The 20356-nt window shown below is 66.8% G+C and carries 11 protein-coding genes and 1 pseudogene; 3 read left to right on the top strand and 9 right to left on the bottom strand.

Annotated elements, in window-relative coordinates; translation table 11 throughout:
* Positions 1-9 precede the first annotated feature (9 nt).
* Both KA419_14155 and KA419_14150 read left to right on the top strand, forming a co-directional pair.
* Complete coding sequence (locus tag KA419_14155) at positions 10-561, top strand: HDIG domain-containing protein (GenBank protein MBP7867081.1); 552 nt, start codon at positions 10-12, stop codon at positions 559-561.
* 32 nt (positions 562-593) lie between these two features.
* Complete coding sequence (locus KA419_14150) at positions 594-1382, top strand: YdcF family protein (protein ID MBP7867080.1); 789 nt, start codon at positions 594-596, stop codon at positions 1380-1382.
* Positions 1383-1390: 8 nt separating this feature from the next.
* On the opposite strand, the gene KA419_14145 is transcribed toward KA419_14150, so the two are convergent.
* The 6 genes from KA419_14145 to KA419_14120 all read right to left on the bottom strand — a co-directional run bounded on the left by KA419_14145 (position 1391) and on the right by KA419_14120 (position 10363).
* The gene (locus KA419_14145; protein ID MBP7867079.1) at positions 1391-1828 is read right to left on the bottom strand and encodes a thioredoxin family protein; all 438 of its coding nucleotides are present in this window, start codon (positions 1826-1828) and stop codon (positions 1391-1393) included.
* Between the two features lie 159 nt (positions 1829-1987).
* Positions 1988-3439 carry a mechanosensitive ion channel gene (locus KA419_14140; GenBank protein ID MBP7867078.1) on the bottom strand — a complete coding sequence of 484 codons (1452 nt, stop codon included), beginning with the start codon at positions 3437-3439 and terminating at the stop codon, positions 1988-1990.
* A gap of 22 nt (positions 3440-3461) precedes the next feature.
* Complete coding sequence (locus tag KA419_14135) at positions 3462-4130, bottom strand: TrkA family potassium uptake protein (GenBank protein ID MBP7867077.1); 669 nt, start codon at positions 4128-4130, stop codon at positions 3462-3464.
* A 66-nt stretch (positions 4131-4196) separates the two neighbouring features.
* Positions 4197-5549, bottom strand: coding sequence for a hypothetical protein (locus KA419_14130; GenBank protein ID MBP7867076.1), 1353 nt, complete (start codon positions 5547-5549; stop codon positions 4197-4199).
* An 840-nt stretch (positions 5550-6389) separates the two neighbouring features.
* Positions 6390-8414 (bottom strand): GGDEF domain-containing protein, encoded by a 2025-nt coding sequence (locus tag KA419_14125; protein ID MBP7867075.1) that lies wholly within the window; start codon positions 8412-8414, stop codon positions 6390-6392.
* Positions 8415-9106: 692 nt separating this feature from the next.
* Positions 9107-10363 carry a hypothetical protein gene (locus KA419_14120; protein MBP7867074.1) on the bottom strand — a complete coding sequence of 419 codons (1257 nt, stop codon included), beginning with the start codon at positions 10361-10363 and terminating at the stop codon, positions 9107-9109.
* A gap of 720 nt (positions 10364-11083) precedes the next feature.
* On the opposite strand from KA419_14120, the gene KA419_14115 reads away from it, so the two are divergent.
* Positions 11084-11578: a tryptophan-rich sensory protein gene (locus KA419_14115; protein MBP7867073.1), complete on the top strand. Its 495-nt coding sequence runs from the start codon at positions 11084-11086 to the stop codon at positions 11576-11578.
* Between the two features lie 314 nt (positions 11579-11892).
* On the opposite strand, the gene KA419_14110 is transcribed toward KA419_14115, so the two are convergent.
* From KA419_14110 to KA419_14100, 3 genes and pseudogenes are all read right to left on the bottom strand, one after another.
* Positions 11893-13053 carry an ATP-binding protein gene (locus tag KA419_14110; protein ID MBP7867072.1) on the bottom strand — a complete coding sequence of 387 codons (1161 nt, stop codon included), beginning with the start codon at positions 13051-13053 and terminating at the stop codon, positions 11893-11895.
* A 3838-nt stretch (positions 13054-16891) separates the two neighbouring features.
* Positions 16892-19051 (bottom strand): annotated as a pseudogene (locus tag KA419_14105) (RCC1 repeat-containing protein).
* 203 nt (positions 19052-19254) lie between these two features.
* Positions 19255-20001 carry a hypothetical protein gene (locus KA419_14100; protein MBP7867071.1) on the bottom strand — a complete coding sequence of 249 codons (747 nt, stop codon included), beginning with the start codon at positions 19999-20001 and terminating at the stop codon, positions 19255-19257.
* Between the last annotated feature and the right edge of the window lie 355 nt (positions 20002-20356).

The following is a 20356-nucleotide window of genomic DNA, read 5'->3' as shown; positions in this document are numbered from 1 at the left end:
AGGATGACGATGACGCGAGACGAAGCCCTTTCCCTTCTCCACGCGTGGGTGACCAAGGACGGTCTCCGGAAGCACGCCCTCGGCGTCGAGGCCGCCATGCGCGCCTACGCCCGGAAGTACGGCGCCGACGAGAACGCCTGGGGGTTCGTGGGGCTGCTGCACGATTTCGATTACGAGCGTTACCCGGACGCGGAAAACCACCCCTTCCGCGGCGCGGATCACCTTCGGTCCCTCGGCGTGGACGAGACCACGGTCCGCGCCATCCTCTCCCACGCCGCGTACACCGGGGTTCCCCGGGAGAACCTCATGGCGAAGGTCCTCTTCGCCGTCGACGAACTGGTGGGCATGATCACCGCCGCGGCGCTGGTGACGCCCGAGCGGAAGGTGGCCGCCGTCACGTCCCGCTCGGTGATCAAGAAGATGAAGGACAAGGCCTTCGCCCGAAGCGTGAACCGGGACGAGATCCGCGAGGGGGCGGCCGACCTGGGGGTCCCCCTCGAGGAGCACATCGATTTCGTGGTGGCCGCCCTGAGCGGCGTGTCCGACGAACTCGGGCTCTGACACGGTCGGGGCCCGCCACCGGCGCCGCAGCCATGATCGCGGTCTACAAAACTTTCCTGGCGTTTCTTTTTCCCCCCGGCCTGCTCGTCACGGGCCTGGTGGTGCTGGGCGTGTGGTGCCGGCGGGGCGGGAAGCACCCCCGGCTCCGGGCGGTCTCCCTCTGCCTGTTCGCCGGGGCCGGGCTCATCTACCTTCTGTCCATCCCCGTGGTGAGCAACCTCCTGACGGGCTGGCTGGAGTACCGGCACCCGGTGATCTCGGCCGAGGGCCTGGGCCGGGCGGACTGTTACGTCGTCCTCGGGGGGGGGGTGAACCACCAGGCACGGTTGAGCCTTTCCGACTCACCGGGCCAGCCCAACGAGTTCGCCGCGATGCGGACGGTGGAAGCCTGCCGCCTTTACCGCGCCCGCCCCCTCCCCGTGATCGTCAGCGGCGGGGCCGTCTTCCCCGGCGACCGGCCGGAGAGCGCCGTCCTGGCGGATTACCTGGCGTCTCTGGGAGTCCCCCGGGAGCACATCCTGCAGGAGCCCGCCAGCCGCACGACCGGCGAAAACGCCACCCGCGTCGCGGCCCTGTGCAAACAGAGGGGTCTGAAATCCCCCGTCGTGATCACCAGCGCCATCCACATGCGACGGTCGTTGCTCTCCTTCGAGCAGGCCGGGCTCACCGTGATCCCCGCGCCCTGCGGGTTCTGGACGAACTGGCACGCGACCTGGTGGGAGATGGCGCTGCCCGACCCCCGCGAGTTCTACAAGGCCCGGGCGGCCCTCTGGGAGTACGCGGGGTACTGGGCCTACGCGGTGGGGGTGAACTTCCGCTGAGCGCGGCGTCAGCGGATCCCCGCCTCCTGGAGCCAGCGCTCGATCTTCTCGAAGGCGGCTTCACCCTCGGCCAGGACCTTCCCGTCCGCCCCGTAGATGATGAAGTGGGGGACGCTTTCCAGTTTGAACTGGCGCGCTACCGGCGACCCCCAGTCGATGCCGCGCACGTCCTTCCGGTTGATGTTGACCTTCAGCACGAAGAGGTCGCTTCGTTTTTCGGCCAGGCGGGTCAGGAGGGGCGAGATCCGGCGGCACGGCGGGCAGTACTGGCTGAAGAAGTCGACGATCACCGTCTTTCCCTTCACCAGGTGGTCCTCGATCTTGACGGTTTCGCCGAAGCCGATCTCCTTCTCCACGTCGGCGGCCTCGGAGGGCCGGGCGCCCGCGGGCGCAGCCAGGAGGGCGGCCAGGGACAACAGGAGGACGATCTTGAGTGTATTCCGCATGTATCACCTCGATAAAATGTGACGATCCCGCAATAAGTACCATCGCCCCCCGGGCGATGGCCAATCAAAGGCTTTACAAACACTGTCCCGTTCGTTCTCCGACCTCTTCCGAAGTCGTCAGACGTCATCGTCATCTGATGCGCGATCCGGCGGAGTGTTTCACTTCTGTCCCAGGAGGTAGCACCGGATGCTTCGGAGAAGGTTCCGGCTCCTCTCCTTTTTCGCGTCGGGGTCCTCTTCTTCCGTCGCGGCGGACAACCGGTCCTCCACCATCTGCTCGATCTTGGAAATGAACAGCGCGTTTCTTTTCAGGATGTTGTCGAACCCCACCCGGTGGATCGTCACGACGGTCAGCGGCGTGATCGCCTTGACGGACGCCTTCCGGGGCTCCCCGGTGAACAGCGCCACCTCGCCGAAGATGTCGCCGGGGCCGAGGAGGGCGATACGCCGGTTCTCCCGCGTCACCTCGACCTTCCCGTCCACGATGACGAACATCACCAGGCCCTGTTCCCCCTCCAGGGCCACGACGGTCCCCTCGGGGTAATCCACCAGTTCGGACTTGGCGACGATGGCGTCCAGTTCGTCCCCTTCGAGGAAACGGAACATCTCGAGGTCCGCCAGGGCTTCCCGGATGGTCTCGGCCTGGTCGTGCACGATGTGGCCCTCCAGCTTCCCCTCCTGGTGGACCACCCGCACGGGGAAGGGGATGGAGATCCGGTGGCGCTGGAAGGCGTGCCAGACCGAGAGCATGAGCGCCCCCTTGACCCGCGGGTGGTTCCGATAGTCCTCGATGAAGTAGCGGATGCGGTAGTTGACGGAAAAATCGTCGAAGCCGTCGATCTCCACGGTGGGCTTCGGGTCCCACCGGATGCCGGGGGTCGAGAGGGCGGCCCGGGCGAGGGTCCGGCGCACCTTTTCGGGGTCGTCCCGGTAGGACGCCCCGATGACCTGGAACCGGGCGGCATTGACGCGGCTGAGGTTGGTGAAGGTCTTCTTCGTGAAGTCCTGGTTCGGGATGACGAAGACCTCGTTGGCGGCCGATTGCAACCGGATGGCCCTCCACGACATCTCCTTCACCTCGCCCATGTTCCCGTCGATCTCCAGCCAGTCGCCCAGGCGGATGGAATCCTCGAAATGGAAAACCACCCCGGCGATCAGGTTGATCAGGGTGTCCTGAACCGCGAAACCGATGACGACCGTCAGGACGGCGGAGCCGGCCAGGAAGGGGGTGATGCTGACCCCGTAGACGATCTGGAGGAGAAACAGGACGAGGACGACGTACACCACCCAGGTGAGCAGGTCCCGAATCAGCTTGGAGGCCATGAACCGCCGCCGGGCGAACCAGTGGAGGAGGACGTCCTTGAGCACGGTGACGACGAAGGCGCCCACCAGGAAGGCGAAGAGGAACAGCGTCATCAGGTGGATCTCCCGGGGGCACCGGACGCCCACCGCGGGGATGGACAGGACGTCCCTCGCCCCCTGGACGAGGAAGAGGAGGAACAGGACCCGCCCCCCCCGCCGAAGGAAGGGCCACCGGAAGCCCAGGGCGAGGGTGAGCACCGCAAGCCCGAAAAGGGACAGGGCCAGGACAAAGTGGGAAAGGAAGGTCACGACCAATCACCTCCGAAGCGGCTCACGGGAGTTCCTTGAACTTCTCGATCTGTTCGTCCGTCCCGAAGAGGACCAGCACGTCGCCGGGTTCGAGGGCGTAGTCGGGCTTCGGCAGGGAGAAGGCCCGACGGCCCTGCTTCTCCTGGCGGGACGGCCTGACGGCGATCACATTCAGGGCGTAATGCTGGCGAATCTTCGATTCCTTGAGCGGGATCCCTACGTAACACGACGGGACCCGGGTTTCGAGGATGGAAAAACCGTCCTCGAGCGCGATCTGGTCCAGGACCCCGGAGTGGGAGATCCGGTCCGCCAGCCTCAGGGCCATTTCCTTCTCCGGATGAACCACCTCCGTGGCCCCGATGCGCTTGAGGATCCTCCCGTGGATCTCGTTGACGGCCTTCACCACGATTTTCGGGATGCCCAGTTCCGCCAGGTGAAGCGTGATGAGAATGGAAGCGTCGATCCGGTCCCCGACGCTGACCACCGCGCAGTCGACGTCCCGAAAGCCGAAGGACTCCAGGAAATCCCGGTCGGTGGCGTCGGCGGCCACGGCGACCGAAGCGAAGTCCTTCGCTTTCTGGACGAGGGCGTCGCTCGCGTCCAGGACGATGACCTCGTGTCCCTTCTCGTAGAGGCTGCGGGCAACGTTGGATCCGAAGGTCCCCAAACCGATAACGGCGAATCGTTTCATCGTCTGTCCCCAAAGCGTGAGTGTCCCGGGAGGGAGGGGGCCCGGCTGCTGGAAAGCCCGTCGCGCCTAGCCCACCATCACCTTCCCTTCCGCAAAACGGTACTTGGGGCCGGCCTTGTCCCGGCCCAGGATGAAGGCCAGCGTGAGAGGGCCCACCCGGCCGACGAGCATCACGAGGCTGATCATCAGTTTCGAGGCGTCCGAGAGCCCCGCGGTGATCCCCGTGGACAGGCCCACCGTCCCGAAGGCGGAGACCACCTCGAAGAGGTACTGGTCGAAGCGGACGGGATGCCGTCCGAAGGGGCTGCCGTGGGCGTCCACCGCCACCACCGCGATCACGGCGAAACAGATGATCATGGCGGAGATCAGGGTCAGCACCATGGCCTGGGTCACCACCCGCTGGGGGATGGTCCGCTGGAACGCCTCGGTCTCGGCCTTTCCCCGCAGGGCACTCGCGGCGGCCGACCAGAGGACGCCCAGCGTCGTGGTCTTGATGCCGCCTCCCGTGGACCCCGGCGAGGCCCCCACGAACATCAGGAAGATCACGAGGGCGAGGGTGGACATGCTCGCCAGGCCGAAGTCGAGGGTGTTGAACCCGGCCGTGCGCGACGTCACCGACTGGAAGAGCGAGGCGAGGACCTGCTCGCCGACGGGGAGGCCCTCGAGCAGGTTCCGCATCTCCAGGAAGTAGAAGGCGGCCGCCCCCCCGACGATGAGGACGGTGGTGGTCAGCAGCGCGATGCGGGCGTGCAGCGACAGGCGCTTGCACCGCCCGGACAGGCGGTTCCGGACCTCGAAGATCACGTAGAAGCCGATCCCGCCCAGGACGATCAGGCCGCAGACGACGAGGTTGTAGCCCCAGTGGGCCCGCAGGCCCATGAAGCTGTCCCGGTAGAGCGAAAACCCCGCGTTGCAGAAGGCGGAAACGCCGTGAAAGACGGCGGCGAAAATCCCGTCACCGGGCCGGAAAAGGAAAAGAAAGGCAGCGCCGACCCCCTCGATCAGCAGGGTGGCCCCGGCGATGGTCTTGGCAATGGTGTAGATCTGCGCCTCGGCCTGGGGCATGTACGTCTGCTCGATGAGGGTTCGGCCGTAGAGGGAGATCCGGCTCCCGGAGAGGGTGATGAAGACCACGGAGAAGGTCATGATCCCCAGGCCGCCCAACTGGATCATGAGGAGGATGAATACCTGCCCGAGCGTCGAGAAGACGGTGCCGGTGTCCACCACCGTCAGACCGGTGACGCAGACCGCGCTGGTGGAGGTGAAAAACGCGTCCACCCACTCGACCGGCTCCCCCCGGGCCGAACCGGGGAGGCACAGGAGAAGGGAGCCGAGGAGGGACAGGAAGAGGAAGCTCTCCGCCGCCACGAGCACGGGGTGAGTGCTGAACCGGGATGTTCGCTTCCTGACTCTGGCCACGTCCGATCCCCAATCCCGAACCGGCACATCCTAACCCGGATAATCCGAAAAAGGGAACCACGAAATACACGAAATACACGAACGGGATTCCGGGGCAGGATGTTCAAGGCAGCCACGATTCACCGGGCCGGATGCTAAACCCCTTCAGCCTAAACCGCTAAAAGCCTGTATCAACCACGAACCACACGAACGAGGAATTCAGAATTCAGAATCCAAATTCGGGAGGCCGGAGGAAGAGACAGCCCTCAGGAGTCCTTGGTCGGGAGACGGGAGAACGGCGAGGGCGTTCGGCCGGCGGATCGGAATCGGAGACGGCGCTTCTGCGTGCCTCCGTGCCTTTGCGCGAGCTGTTCCGGAAAGTCTGCCCCGAAGCTGCGACGACCCGGTGAAGACGGCCTTTCGAGCCCCTTGGCCGCATCCGAGGGCTATCCGGTTTTCTTTGCGAGCTTTGCGTCTTTGCGAGATGAAAATCCGGGTCAGCTCTCGCCAAGACGCAAAGCTCGCGAAGGAAGAGTGAAGCACTTTCAAAGTAAACTCGTTGTCAAAACACGCAAGATCTGGGGATCGATCTCTCGAAACGGCAGCGGGGAGCATTTCGAGGAGGATCTCCCAATGGAGAGCATGCTGCTCCGGTTGCCTCTTCTCCGTGCCTGTGCCTCCGTGAGAGATCCGTCCGGAAATCCACTCACAGAGGCACGGAGAAGAGGCGTCTCCGCTCATCGGGAATCGGCCCGACGCCATCTCCTGTCTCCGATATCCGACCGTCTGTCTTCGTTCTCCTGCCTTCTTCGTTCGTGTGGTTCGTGTGGTTCGTGGTTCAATTTCCGTATAGGCCGTGATTCAGTCTCCCGTTTTCCCGGAAAGGCCTTCCGGCGGCGTGCCGGCGGAAACCGGAGAGGCCTCTGGCGCAAGCGGTGGAACGGCCTCACCCGCGGGTTCCGGCGGGGGCCCCGTTACAACCCCGTGCACCCGCACGCAGTCGCGACCGGCGGTCTTGGCGGCGTAGGCGGCTTCGTCCGCGCGTTTGAGGGTGTCCTCGATGCCGGTGTCCCCGGCGTCCCGCAGGGCGATGCCGATGCTGAGGGTGGTGGCCGTCCCGCCCGGCCCCCGCGGAACGATGACTTGGCGGGCCCGCTCGCAGATCCGCCCGGCCACGGCGAGGGCCTCGCACGCGTCGGTGTGGGGGAGGATGGCGACGAATTCGTCCCCGCCCCAGCGGCCGCAGATGTCGGAGATCCGGAGCGTGTCCCGGCACAGGTCGCCGAACTCCGCCAGGACCCGGTCGCCCGCGTCGTGACCGTGCCGGTCGTTGACCTCCTTGAGCCGGTCCAGGTCCATGAGGAGGACCGACAGGTCGAACCCGTACCGCAGGGAGCGGTCGTACTCCGCCCGCCCGCGGGCCAGGACGGCCCGGCGGTTGAGCAGGCCGGTCAGCTCGTCGGTCTGGGCCAGCCAGCGCAGGCGCTTCTCCACCCGGCCCTTCCGGACGAGCAGCCAGCACAGGAGCAACAGGACCAGCACCGACACCACCGCCGCGCCGAAGTAGACGTTCTGCAGGGCGCGGTGGCTTTCCAGTTGCAGGCGACGGATCTCGTTCTCCCGGGCCAGGGTCGCGTTTTCCTGCTCCTTCAGCCGGGTCCCCAGTTGTTCCCGGGCGACGCCCTGGGCGCTTTCCCGCTCCTTCTGCCAGGCCGCCGCCGACAACCGGATGAACTCGCGCTGATGGGCGAAGGCGCTCCGAAAGTCGCCGGACGCCTCGCAGAGCCGGGCGAGGAGGGCACGGATGTCGATCAGGCGGTCCTGCAACCCCGCCTTTTCGGCCAGGTCCAGAGCGGCCGTGGCGACGGCGAGGGCCTGCGCCAGGTCCTTTCCCGCCAGGTGCAGTTCGGCCATGTCGATACGGCTGCTCACCTGCATCTGGACGTGCCTCAGCCGGTCGAACAGGCGGACGGCTTCGCCCAGGTCCCGGATGGCGGCGCCCCGGTCGCCCTTCTCCCCGGTGATGGACGCGATCCCCTGCAGGGCGAAGGCGACCCCCGACGCGTCCCCCAGCTGCCGGCAGAGGCCCAGCGAGCGGCGGTAGAACTCCAGGGCCGGCTGCGTCCGCCCCAGCGCGTGCTGGAGCCGGGCCACGTTGTAACACCCCGCGGCGATCTGCTGCCGGTTCCCCAGCCCCTCCAGGACGGCCAGCGTTTTCAGGTGGTAGTCCAGGGCCTTGGGGTAGTCTTCCATGGAAACGTACGTCTCCGCGATGGCGTTGAGGACGTCGGAGCGCGTCTCCAGATCCGAAATCCTCTCCAGGAGGGCGGCGGCGGCAACCACGTCGACCAGGGCCTCCCGGTATCGCTTCAGCATGGAGGCCTCCTGCCCTCGCCGGGCCCGGACGAGGGCCCTCAGGGCAGGGTCACCGACCGCCTCGGCGACCCGCCCCGCGGTGTCCAGTTCCGCCAGGGCCCTCTCGTACTGCCCGAGAAGGTCGAACCCGCCGCTCAGGCTGAGGCGAAGGCGGACGTCCTGCTCGCGCGTGCGGGACTGGAGCGCCAGACCCCGGGCGGCGTAGCGGATCGTGCTCTCCCCGTCTTCCAGGATATAACTGGTTTCAGCCAGAAGCCGGAAGACCGCGACCCCTTCCGGCGAGTCGATGGACGCCCCCAGGTCGTGCAGGATCCCCAGGCAGGCTTCTCGGCACTGCTCCGGGCTGTCCAGCCGGAGCCGGGATGCCCCGGCGACCCGCTGGGCGAGACTTGCAGCCGCCACGGGACGGGCCAGGCAGAGCACCAGCAGGACGAGGGCCAGCCGGAGAACCGGGGCTGACCGGTGCGGTCTCCCTGTCATGCCCCGGGGTGAAGCGCCCGTCCTGCCCATTGCCTCTGTCCTCCGCGATCATGTTGGTCAACCAGGACGAAGACAGGGTCTCTCCACAGGGGGGGTTGTAGATTGCAACGTTCGTAACGTAGACCCTATTTGAAATTTATAAGAAAATTCACGATCAGTCAAGCTCGAAGGCACTGGAGGGGCTGAATCGACGGAAAACGTCCGACCTGTCTACCCCGGAGGCGAGGCCTCCCCCGCCGAGACGCGTTCCGCCCGACTCCCGTCTCCTTCCCCCTGTCTCCCAACCGAGGCCTCCTGACGGCCGTCTCTTCCTCCTGCCGAACCCGGATAAACCGGAAAGAAACCACGGATGAACACGGATGAACACGGATGGACACGGATCATCCGGACGCTCCAGAAGAAAAGACGGGCGGTCCCAACCGCTCGCCAAGGCACAAAGCCGCCAAGCCTCGCAAAGCCGGAACCGGAAAAAGGGGATTCCCTTGCGAGGCTTTGCATCCTGGCGCCTATGCGGGAGAACTGTTCCGCCGATTCCGGACCCGGATCGGCACAAGCGGGGCATTTCAGCTCCGGGGCATGCCGGACGACGCTGCCGGGATTCCCTCCTCCGTCCCCGCATCGGGTTTCCCCACTCTGAAATCTGAATTCTTCGTTGGTGTGGTTCGTGTGGTTCGTGGTTCAATTTCCGTGTATTCCGTGTATTTCGTGGTTCAATTTCCGGTTTATCCGGGTGGGTGATCCAGGTACGCCGCCAGGATCCCGGCCGCCTTTTTCGCCCCGTCACAGCGGATCGGCGGCCAACCCGGGGTCGTCCCGAGGGTCTCGAGGATGGCCGCGGCCAGGCTTCGCGCATCGGTCCGGCCGAAATCGAGCCGCCTCCCCGCCCCGTGACGGCTGAGGCGGCCGTGGACGACATTCGCCTGCTCGAAGTGCCCCTCGAGGGGGAAGTAGAGGAACGGCCGCCGGAGCGCGGTCAGCTCCAGGGTGGTGGCGCCGCCGGCCTGCACCACGGCCAGGTCGACGGCGGCCAGGTGCTCGTAAAGCTCCGGCACGTACCCCCGAACGTCCAGCCCGGGCGGGCCGTCAACCGCCGAGCCGGGGATGCGGGGGCCGCCGACCGCGATGAAAGCGGCCTCCGGGACCCTCTCCCGCACCAGCGGACAGGCCTCCGCGAACAGCCGCAACAGGGGGATGCCCACGCTCGTCCCGCCCACGGCGCAGAGGACGACCGGCCCCTCGCCGTAGCCCAGGCGCCGTCGGACCGCGGCCCGGTCGGCCAGGGCAGCGGGGTTAAAACCCAGCACGTAACCGACAAAGTCCACCTTTTCAAGGGCCAGGGTGCGCCGGCTCGGCAGTCGGCGCCCGAACGGGACGTCGGGGACATCCTCCGCCTCGCCCACGAACAGCACCCGGTCGCAGGTCCGCCCGATTCCCCGCAGCAAGGCGACCCAGCCGCGGTTCATCACCCGCACCAGCAGGCGCTCGAACGGGTTGCGGGTCATGGCGTCCACGCCCAGGAAATCGGTCAACAGGACGAAGGGGGCCGCCTTGAGGGCCGGGTTCCGGGTGATCGCCAGCGCCAGTTCGAAGGTCTCGTCCCCCACCACCAGGCGGAAGTCCCGGGTCGCGGCCGCCTGCCGGAAGAGAGACACGTTCAACCGGAGATCCTTGTAGAACCGGAAGAGACGCAGGAGGTTGCACGGATTGCGAAACAGGTAGGACGGTTGGGCCAGGTTCAGGGAGAACCCGCGGCCGGCGGCTTCGACGATCCCCGTGCCCGTGGTGTAGTGCGCCGATTCGGGGAGGAGCGGCTCCCCGGCGGCCGCCAGGAAATCCCGCGCGGCGTCGCCGGCCAACCAGGCCAGGCGGACGCCCGGGACCTTCTCCCGAAGCGCGGCGGCGAGAGCCAGGTCCCGGGTGACGTGCCCGAGGCCGATGCTGCCGCTGACAAACAGGACTCCGGGGGTTTTCCTGAACATGGGTTCGAACCCGGCATTCTTGATTTCAGACTCGCAACTGATCTTAGAGTCTCCGCCGCCCGGGAGCAAGGGCTTTTCGTCGCGGCCGTCTTTTTCGCGGCTTTTAGGGGGTGGAAGTGGGTCTCGGGAACAGGGCCGGCGACCATCTGAAGCGGAGTTCCGTTCGAGGCCCTTTAAGAGACTTTGCGGCCAAGGCGGTCTTCCTTGGCGCCTTGGCGGGAGCCTGCCCGGATCTTGATCTCGCGCAACGATCGCAAAGGAAAACGGATCGCCGGTGGTGCGGCCAAGGGGCGCCCCGCCTCCGGGAGGCGCCTTCCGGAATTTCTCTCGGAGGAACACGGGGGCACGGAGAAGAGGCGTATCCGGTTGCGGTCAACCGGCCAAACGCCATCGCCTGTCTCCCGACGACGACCTCCTGACAGTTTTCGCACTTCCCGTTCGTGTTCACCCTCATCGAGGCGTATGCCCCCGCGTACCGCGCGGGCCCGGGGTCCGGTGTATCCGCCGAACTTGACATCCCGCCTTCCATCGAGTCTAATGATGATGATCTCGCAAGAAGTCCGGATTTTGATCTCACAGAGGCACGGGGGCACGGAGAAGAATCATAAGGATTGTTGATTCTCTTAAATACGATTTGCATTTCTCCTTGCCTCTGTGAGAGAAAAGGACTTTATGCGAGGGCGTCAATGCTGTTTGAACGCAAGCTTCGGGGGGGAAACGATGCATCCAAAGGCAGGCCAACCGGTTACCCCGCTGTTGCGCCGGCTGGGCCTGATCGCCTGGCTCGCGCTCAGTTTCAGCGCCGCCGCGATGGGTGGGTTGTTCGTGCCCGGGGAGTGGTATGCGACGCTGAACAAGCCGTCGTGGAACCCGCCCGGCTGGGTGTTCGGCCCGGTGTGGTCGGCGCTATACACCCTGATGGCGGTCGCCGCGTGGCTCGTGTGGACGCAGGGCGGATTCAGGGCGCAGCGCCGGCCGCTCACACTCTTCCTTGCGCAACTGGCGCTCAACGCGGCCTGGACGCCCCTTTTCTTCGGACTGCACTGGACCGGTGCGGCCTTTGCCGAGATCGTGCTGCTCTGGCTGGCGATCGCCGCGACGATGGCCGGCTTCCGTCCGGTCAGCCGGGCCGCGGCGTGGCTGCTCGCGCCCTACCTGGCGTGGGTGAGCTTCGCCGCGGTGCTGAACTTCGCCCTGTGGCGAATGAACGCCTGAACACGCCGTCACACCGCTGCGGCATTTCGCCGAGGGTCTGGACGTCACGAGACCAGCCCACTCGGCCCGTTCGGGGTGTGGGCAGGGCCCCTGCCCGGCGGGGTACAGGCCGGCCAGGACACCCGCGACGGCCAGGAGGTCGACGGGGTTCACCCGCCCGTTCTCGTCTACGTCCCCATTCCTGGCACCCATATCCACCCATATCCAGCTCATCCCGATGGATCCGATAACCAATTACCCGCGAAAAGACTGGTGCATCTCACGAAATCCTTCGGCAAGAGAGCGAACACCTGGTCAGCGCCTTTGCAAGGGTTTCAAGAACGGTCATAGGGAAACACTCCTGGCTTGAGGCTGAGGAGGAAGTCGCCACAGGGGACGCACAGGATGTCGTCGCGCAACAACAGATCCTTCCCGCGATACAACAGAAAACGGCGGCTCTCCGGATAGTCCTCGCCGAAGCTCTTCAGGCCGCGCAGATCTTCCGGCCGCACCTGGGTCGTGTTTTTAACCTCCAGCGCATACAGTCCGCTTTCGCCATAGACGACAAAATCCACCTCCACTCTCGATCTCGTCTGCCAGTAGGAGAGTTGGTGGTTGCCCGCCGTGTATTCGCACCAGGCACGGAGATGCTGGGCGACGAGCCCTTCCAGGGCGGCGCCGTCGATCTCTCCCGGCGCATCCAGCGGCCCGCGGGGACGGTTGGCGCGGAAAACGCCGGCGTCGAAAAAGAAAAATTTCGGGTGGGCCGCCAATTCACGCTTGGCCCGCCGAGTGAAGACCGGGATGCGGAAGGACAGGAGAAGGTCCTCCAGCAGACCCAGATAGCCTTCGACTGTTTTACGGCCCACGGTGCATTCGCGGGCGACATTGGCGAGGTTGAGCACTCCCGCGTGCGAAAAACTGATGGCTTCGAGGAAGCGGGAAAAATTTCCGATATTGCGCGCCAGGCCCTCCATTTTAACTTCTTCCCGCAGGTAGAGGCCATTGTAGGCGTGCAGGATGCTCTCCGGTTTCCGCCCGCCCCGAACGACCGGCAGCATGCCAAGGCGCAACGCTTCCGCCAGGTCGAACCGCGGACCGAGTTCGGCGGCCATGAAGGGGTGCAGGGACTTCTGCGCCGCCCTTCCGCCCAACAGGTTCACACCGCCCCGCCGGAGCTTGCGGGCGCTCGACCCCGTCAGAATGAACTGGATGGATTTTCGTTCTTCCATCAGCAGATGGACGACTTCCAGCAGTTCGGGCAGTTTCTGAACTTCGTCGATGACCACCTGCGGGACGGAGGGCTGGGCCTTGATCAACTCCCTCACGCGTTCGGGCCGCGCGGACAGGACCCGCACGGTTTCCGGCTCCAGCAGGTCGATCCGGACCGCTTGCGGGAAAAGCGCCTGGGTCAACAGGGTCTTGCCGGTGCCACGAGGACCGAGCAGGAAAAAATGGTCGGCGGGGGGAGAAAAAAAGCGAGACACTAATTCCATATTGCGCCTCAAAACGGCATTTCTGGTGCCATTTTATCACGGGTTGGCCGGCGATCGCAAGAAATCCGGAAGAATCGCGCCGTGGTCAGTGAAAAGGGGAAATTGACGGTCGCGGTTGGCAGGCTGTCTGGTCCGCTCATGGGGGAACCTCCGGCCGGATTATAAATCCCCGGACTACCGGGGAAATTTGACGGGTTCGCAAAAAGTCCCTTTCTCTCACAGAGGCACGGAGGCACGGAGAAATGCAAATCGTATTTATTAGAATCAAAAAATCTTATGATTCTTCTCCGTGCCTCTGTGCCTCTGTGAGATCACAATCAGGACTTATTACGGGGGTGTCATTATTGTTCATCAAGCTCCTGGCGCCGGGGACGCCCTGCCGGGGCGGCGGGGACGCGACGCCGCACCCCGACAGCGCCTTCGCCGGGGCGGCGCGGGCCGGCCAAGCCGATGCATGGGTCTTCGCGTACGTGCCCCGGTGCCGGGGCTTCGGCGGTCAGGGGACCGGAATCCCGACGTACTTCCCGATCTGGTGCGTGGCGGCGTTTTCGAGGGTGGCCCCTGCCAGGAGCGGGCCGGCCGATTCCAGGCGCACCCAGGCCACGGACGCCGCCACGGACGGGAAGAGGACGGCCGGGTCCGCCACCGACTGGGCGTTGGCGGCCACCGTCCCCGCGCTCGTCCCCACCTCCGCCCCCGAGGCATCGTAAGCCTTCAGGGTGTAGGCGTTGGTCGAACCCGAGAGGTCCGTGAGCCGCAGCACCGTCGTCCAGGCGCCCGTGCACCGGACCAGCGGGAAGCACTGCTTCGTGCACCCGCCCCCCATCCCCAGGAGGCCGTCGAAGTCCAGGCTCTCCAGCCCGTTCCTGGCCGCGTTGATCTCGAAGCCCAGGAGGGGCGTCGGCGAGACCACCCGCACCCGCGCCGCGGAGGGGAACGGCGTCCCGCCGAAGAGGGACCACACCTCCCGCGTCATCTGGCTCTGGGGCCCCACGCTGAGGTCGGCGCTCGCCAGGAGGGAGCCCGCGCCGTCCAGCAGGTCCGCCTTCGCCGTGACCGGGGCCGTCCCCAGGTTGGAGAAGGTCACCCCCGTGTACCACTGGTCGTCGGGCGGGACCTCGCCCAGGTGCAGCGTCGAGCTGGACCGCTCCGTCAGCGCCTCCGCCGGCAGGACGAAGCCGGGCAGCCCCGACAGCCCGCCCTGGGCGCTGAAGATCCCGAACAGCTCGAAGCCCAGCAGCGGGCCCGCGTTCTCGTCCACGCCGCCCTGCGTCGGCACCTCCACCTTGAGGAAACGGATCTGGCTCGGGTCGATCCCCGACCCGGCCGGGAACAGGCCGCTGACGAGCCGCACGTACTTTCCCCGCGCGGGGATGAGGAGCGGGCCCAGGGCCCCCAGGGGCGTCCCGTCCTCCCGGTAGGCCGACAGGAGCACCTGGACGCTCACGGGCGTGGTGTTGAGCAGGGTGAGGCCGGTGTACCAGTTCCCGATCCCCGACACCACGTAGGGGTAGACCATCCCCAGGCAGCCGGTGTCCAGCAGCGGCAGGATCACCTCGGTGGTGGCGTTGCCGCGCATGCCGAACTCGATGACCCCCGCCACCTTCTTCTGGCTGGTGAGGCGCAGCCAGTAGTCGCTGCCGTTTTCCACCAACTCCGCCGCGTCCAGGCTCAGCGCCTCCCCGGGCAGGAGCGTTCGCCGGGGCGCCCCCTTGGCGTACACCGGCACCCCCGCGCCGTTGAAGGCTTCGATCACCACTTCGGTGGCGGACGACCCGGGGTTCGCCAGGGTCAACCGGCTCCACCAGTTGGCGTCCGTGGCCAGGTGGGCGGCGTACAGGCGGTAGGCGGCCTCGCCCTGCACACCCACCTCCACCGTCTCGCTCTCCGCCGTCCCGCCCACCTCCACCCAGTAGGACCCGTTGGCGTTCAGGGTCGGGGTGGTGTACTCGGGGGAGGTGGCGCCGGCGATGGGGTTCGAGCTGTCCCCGCTCTCGCCGAGGTACCACTGGCAACCGGCTTTCGCACCGCCCTCCCAGGCCACGCCCAGGGTCGCCCGCTCCCCGGCCTGCACCGTCACAGGCTGCGGCTGGGAGTTGATGACGGGGGCGGCCCCGTTCACCCGCACCTCGGCCGCCTCGCTCCCCACCGACCCGCAGGCGTTGGACACGCGCACCCACCAGGACGTGGTGGACGTCACGGGCGGCGTGGTGAAGGATGGCTCATTGCTCCCCACCGGCGTGCCCGTTTCCCCCCGGGGCCCCTGGTACCACTGGTAGCTGAAGGGCGCCTGCCCCTCGGCCTTCACCGAGAGCGTGACCACGCCCCCGGGGCGCACCGTCCGACCCTTGGGCTGTCGCCGGATCACCGGGGGCGAGCAGGTGGATACCGTCACCGTGACGGTCCGGCTTTCGCTGAGGCCGCAGGGGTTGGTGACCCGGACCCAGAAGGACCGGGTCCGGTCCAGGGGCGGGGTCACGAACACGGGCGCGATGGCCCCGGAGACCGGGAGGGTGACGTCGCCGCTCGGGCCCTCGTACCACTGGTAGTAAAACGGCGCGTTCCCGGAGACGGCGGCGGTCAGCGTCGCCGTCTGCCAGGCGAGGACCGTCGTGTCCGCCGGTTGGCTCGTGAAAACCGGGGGATAGCACTCCTCCACCGTCACCACGGCGGCCGGGCTGTCGGCCTGGCCGCAGGCGTTGGTCACGCGGACCCACAGGGACCGCGTCTGGTTGAGCGGGCCGACGGTCAGCAGCGACGTCGTCGCCCCGGGGACGGGGTTGGCCGTGTTCCCCGTCTCGCCGTCGTACCACTGGAACGACAGCGGCGCGGTGCCCGTGGCCGAAACGCCCAGGGACACGGTGGCGCCGATGTTGACGGTGGTGCCCTGCGGGGGGGTCGTGATGACGGGCGGCGTGCAGGAAAGCACCGTCACCGTGGCCGTGGCCGTGTCCAGGTCCCCGCACCCGTTGTGGACTTGCAGGCGGTACGTGGCGGAGGCGGTCAGGGGCGGCGTGGTGTACCAGGCCTGGGTGGCGCCGGCGACGGGGTTCGTTCCGCCGGGGGTCAGCTCGAACCATTGGAAGTCCAGGGGGGCGGTCCCCCGGACCTGGGCCGTCAGGGTGGCCCGCTGTCCCGCCGGGACGACGCTCCCGAGCGGCTGGGCCACGATGGACGGGGCGATGCACGACTGCACCGTGATCACGGCCGCCGGGCTGTCGGCGGCGCCGTAGACGTTGGACACCCGGACCCAGAAGGCGGTGGTCGTCGCCAGCGGGGGGGTGACCAGGGCGGGCGACACCGCGCCCGCAATCGGGGCGGAGGTGTCGCCCGAGGGCCCGGTGTACCACTGGTACGAAAGCGGCGCGGTGCCCTCGGCCACCACCGCGAGCAGGACCGACTCGCCGGGGAGGACCGTGGTCGATGCCGGCGGGGCGGTGACGGACGGCGCGGCGCCCCCCGTCACCGTGAGGGTGGCGACGTCGCTGTCGGCGAAGCCGAGGAAGTTGTAGACCCGGGCGAAGACCCGGCCGCTGGCCGGGATTTCCGGGAGGATGAGGTAGGGGGCGTTGGGGGCCCAGTCGATGAAATCCATCTCGTCGCCCAGGAGCCCGCCGAACCAGGCGTAGCCCAGGGGTTCCGAGCCCGCGGCCGAGACGGTCAGGGTGGCCGTAGCCCCCGCGGGGATCGTCACGTCGTGGGGGTGCTGGGTGATGGTGGGCGGAGTGGTGAGGGTCGCACTGGTGAGGGCCATGGAACTCCAGCCGCTGGCCGAGATCTTCGTGACGCCCACGGAGCCCAGCACCTGCCGGAAGGTGTTGTCCCGGACGACGGCGGACCCGTTCCCCAGCTGCCCGAGGGCGTTGTAACCCGCCGCCCAGACGGTGCCGTCCGACTTCAGGGCCAGGGAGTGCAGGCTCGCCCGGGCCGCGATGGCCGTGACGCCCGTCAGGCCGGGGACCGCCTGCGGGGTGAGGTAATTGGTGTACGACGGCAGGCCGAGGGCCCCCCAGCCGTTGCCCCCCCAGGCCAGGACAGTCCCGTCGCTCTTCAGGGCCAGGGAGAACGAGGCCCCCGCCGCGATGGCGGTGATGCCCGTCACCCCCGGGACCAGGTAGGGGGTGAGGCGGTCGGTGGTGGACCCGTCCCCGATCTGCCCCGCATCGTTTCCGCCCCAGGTCCAGACCTTGCCGTCCGCCGTCAGAGCCATACAGTGATCGTTCCCCGCGGCCACGGCCGCCACGTTGGTCAATCCGGGCACCGGCCCCGGGGAGGGGCGACCGTCCGTGGCGCCGTCGCCCAGCTCGCCGTAGAAGCCGTCCCCCCAGGCCCAGACCTGCCCGCCGCTCAACGCCAGGGAGTGGTAGTCGCCCGCCGCGATGGCCGTCACGCCGGACAATCCCGGTACCGGGCTCGGATAGTAGCGGTTGTCGTAGGTGTTGTCCCCCAGCTGGCCGTCCAGGTTGTAGCCCCAGGTCCAGACGGACCCGTCCCCCTTCAGCGCCATCGAATGCAGTGACCCCGCGGCAATGGCCACCCCGCCGTTGAATCCCGGAACCTCTTTCGGGGTACTCTGGTTGTACGTGGTCCCGTCGCCCAGCTGCCCGCTGTAATTGTCTCCCCAGGCATAGATCTTCCCGTCGCTGAGGGCAAGCGTGTGGTTGTCCCCGGCAGAGATCGCCGTGACCAGGGGGTCCGAACCGACGGCGAAGGCGAACGGATTGACGCCTTCGCAGGATCCGGTGCCGCACTGCCCGGCGATGTCGGTTCCGAAACACCAGACCGACCCGTCCGCCCGGACGATGGCCGACCCGAACTGCATCCCGGCGACCCGAAGCGCCCCGCTCATCCCGTCGATCTGGGTCGGCGTGTTTCGATCCGAGGTGGATGCGATTCCCAGTTGGCCGTACTCGTTGTATCCCCAGGTCCAGACCGTCCCGTCACCGCGGGCCGCGAGAGAGTGAGCCGACCCGCCCGCGACGGAAACCACGTTGGTGAATACTTCGACGGGGAGCTTCCGGGTCGTCCATGTCCCGTCCCCCAGCTGGCCGTTCCAGTTGCCTCCCCAGGCCAACAGTTTGCCGTCCGTTTTCACGGCCAGCGAATGGGAAGAGCCCGCCGCGAGGGAAGAGACCCCCGTGAGCCCCGAGACGGGGACCGGCGTGGTGCGGCGGACGGTCGTGCCGTCGCCGACCTGTCCCCTGTTGTTCATGCCCCAGGCCCAAACCGCGCCATCCTGCCGAAGGGCCAGGGAATGCCCGCTTCCCGCCGCAACGGCCTGGACGTTCTCCACGAGGGAAACCGGGACGGGTGCCAGCCGGTTCGTCAGGCTGCCGTCGCCGAGCTGCCCGTTGCTGTTGAGCCCCCACGCCCAGACCGTCCCGTCCGACTTCACCGCCAGGGAATGGTTGGACCCGGCGGCAATGGCGATGACGTCTCCGAGCCCCGGAACCTGCCGGGGCGTGTTGTGGCCGGTGGTGGTCCCGTCCCCCAGCTGGCCGTAGGAATTGTTCCCCCAGGCCCAAACCGTCCCATCCGACTTCAGCGCCAGGGAAAAGTAGGCCCCTGACGCCACCGCGGTGATATTCGTCAGGCCGGGTACCGGGCCAGGAGTATAACGGGCGGTGTCGGTACCGTTCCCGAGTTGGCCGTAGTTGTTGCTGCCCCAGGCCCAGACCGCCCCGTCGGACCTCACCGCCACCGTGTGGAAGGGCGCGACGGCAACGTTCATCACCCCTGTTATCACCACCGCCTGGACCGGCGTGAGCTGAAGCGCCTGGGCCCCGTTCCCGAGTTCGCCGAAGGTGTTGCTGCCCCACTTCACCACGGTCCCCCCGGCGGCCGGGGCGGCGCCGGCAAACACGGGCGCGGCGAGGGCGGCAACGGCCAGGACGGCGACCAGGGCCGGAAGCGCCAGGCCCCGGATCGTTGCGCGGGCAACGACGGCCGCGCGACCGAAAGCCTTGCTGGCTGACGAAAACAGATGATGGGATGTCATGCTTCCCTCCTGAGGAAACGGGTCTTCCGACGACGGAAGGGAGATGGAAATCTCTGTTTCATATCTCCCTCCGGCATCAGGTGACAAAAAGTCAAAACATTTCATCCTGCACGCCTCGTAAACCCTGAGCGTCCGGTCGCCCCGGGGCGTGCTCGCTCGGGGCGGTCGTTCTCATGCCGAACGCGGCGGGACGAACCCCGCCCTCACGGGTCGATCTGCTGCTTCAGCTTCAGCAGTTCCGGGTTCTCCGGATCGAGCGCCAGACCCTCCTGAACGACGGTCCGGGCGTAGCCCGTTTGACCCAGCTGAATCATCAGCCTCGCCGTTCGGAGTTTCGAGGCCGCCGCGTGGCGGCGGGCCTCCTCCGGGGAAAGGTTCTTCGCAACGGTTTCGAGGCTCTCCAGGCAGTTCATGGCCGCGGCCCGGTAATCCTCGAAAAGGGCCGGGGTGGACCCGTAACAGAGCGTGAAGTACATCCCCCCCGAGAGGAAGTGGACCTGCACCTGTTTCATCATCCCGGGGACTTCCATGACGTTCTGCAAGGCGGGGCTTCCCTGGAACATCGTGTCGGTCAGCGAAAACGATGCGCTGGCCACTTTCGCCTTCATCCGCCCGTTCTGCAGTTCAAGGTCCCCCCGCAGGGCCTTCAGGTCGGCGTACGGGCTCGACTGGCCGATCACCAGGATCAGGTTCGCTTTCACGCCCGGGTAGACGAATTTGACTTTTCCCCGCGGATCGTCCTGGAACTCCTGGGTTTGCCATCCCTCCGGAGGGAATATCCTGAAAAACCCCCGGGGATCGACATACGGTTTCTCCACCAGTTTCGGCTTGTCCCCAGCCGCCAGATTGACGGTGAAGACAATTAGAATCCAGGTCAGGCGCAGGGCCGTCTCCATGGGCCGGAACGGGCGATCGCAGGACTCTCCCAGGCTCTCTCGACGGCTGATCATATTTTCCTCCCTCAGGCATGAACGTTGATTTGACATTCCGTGTCGAAGATGGTGCTTCACCTCTGGGCCCGGTCGATGACAGGGGTCACGGCCTTCTCCAGCCGTTCTCCGACAGCCCGCGGCCAACCCTGCCCTTTCCGCGGCCGCGCGCTCTGCACCGCGGCCCGGTCCTGCCGGCTGTCATCGTCACCCCTGCCTCCGGAAATAACTCACAGGCTCAGGGTACTATGCGGTGCTCCCCTTTGTCTAGACAAAAATCCACTAAAAATAAGCTAATGGATCAAGAAGGGTCTCGGGCCCCTTCTTGATCCATACCTTTGAGGCCTCGCAGAGGCCGCAGCGGCAGCCGCTGCGC

Source organism: Acidobacteriota bacterium (assembly GCA_018001935.1).
Classification (GTDB): domain Bacteria; phylum Acidobacteriota; class JAAYUB01; order JAAYUB01; family JAAYUB01; genus JAGNHB01.
This window is presented reverse-complemented; position numbering and strand designations above follow the sequence as displayed.

Bases quoted from the DNA above. Each gene is read 5' to 3' on its own strand.
- KA419_14100 (MBP7867071.1), bottom strand. From the start codon at position 20,001: ATGATCAGCCGTCGAGAGAGCCTGGGAGAGTCCTGCGATCGCCCGTTC.
- KA419_14155 (MBP7867081.1), top strand. From the start codon at position 10: ATGACGCGAGACGAAGCCCTTTCCCTTCTCCACGCGTGGGTGACCAAG.
- KA419_14115 (MBP7867073.1), top strand. From the start codon at position 11,084: ATGCATCCAAAGGCAGGCCAACCGGTTACCCCGCTGTTGCGCCGGCTG.
- KA419_14110 (MBP7867072.1), bottom strand. From the start codon at position 13,053: ATGGAATTAGTGTCTCGCTTTTTTTCTCCCCCCGCCGACCATTTTTTC.
- KA419_14135 (MBP7867077.1), bottom strand. From the start codon at position 4,130: ATGAAACGATTCGCCGTTATCGGTTTGGGGACCTTCGGATCCAACGTT.
- KA419_14125 (MBP7867075.1), bottom strand. From the start codon at position 8,414: ATGGGCAGGACGGGCGCTTCACCCCGGGGCATGACAGGGAGACCGCAC.
- KA419_14150 (MBP7867080.1), top strand. From the start codon at position 594: ATGATCGCGGTCTACAAAACTTTCCTGGCGTTTCTTTTTCCCCCCGGC.
- KA419_14120 (MBP7867074.1), bottom strand. From the start codon at position 10,363: ATGTTCAGGAAAACCCCCGGAGTCCTGTTTGTCAGCGGCAGCATCGGC.
- KA419_14145 (MBP7867079.1), bottom strand. From the start codon at position 1,828: ATGCGGAATACACTCAAGATCGTCCTCCTGTTGTCCCTGGCCGCCCTC.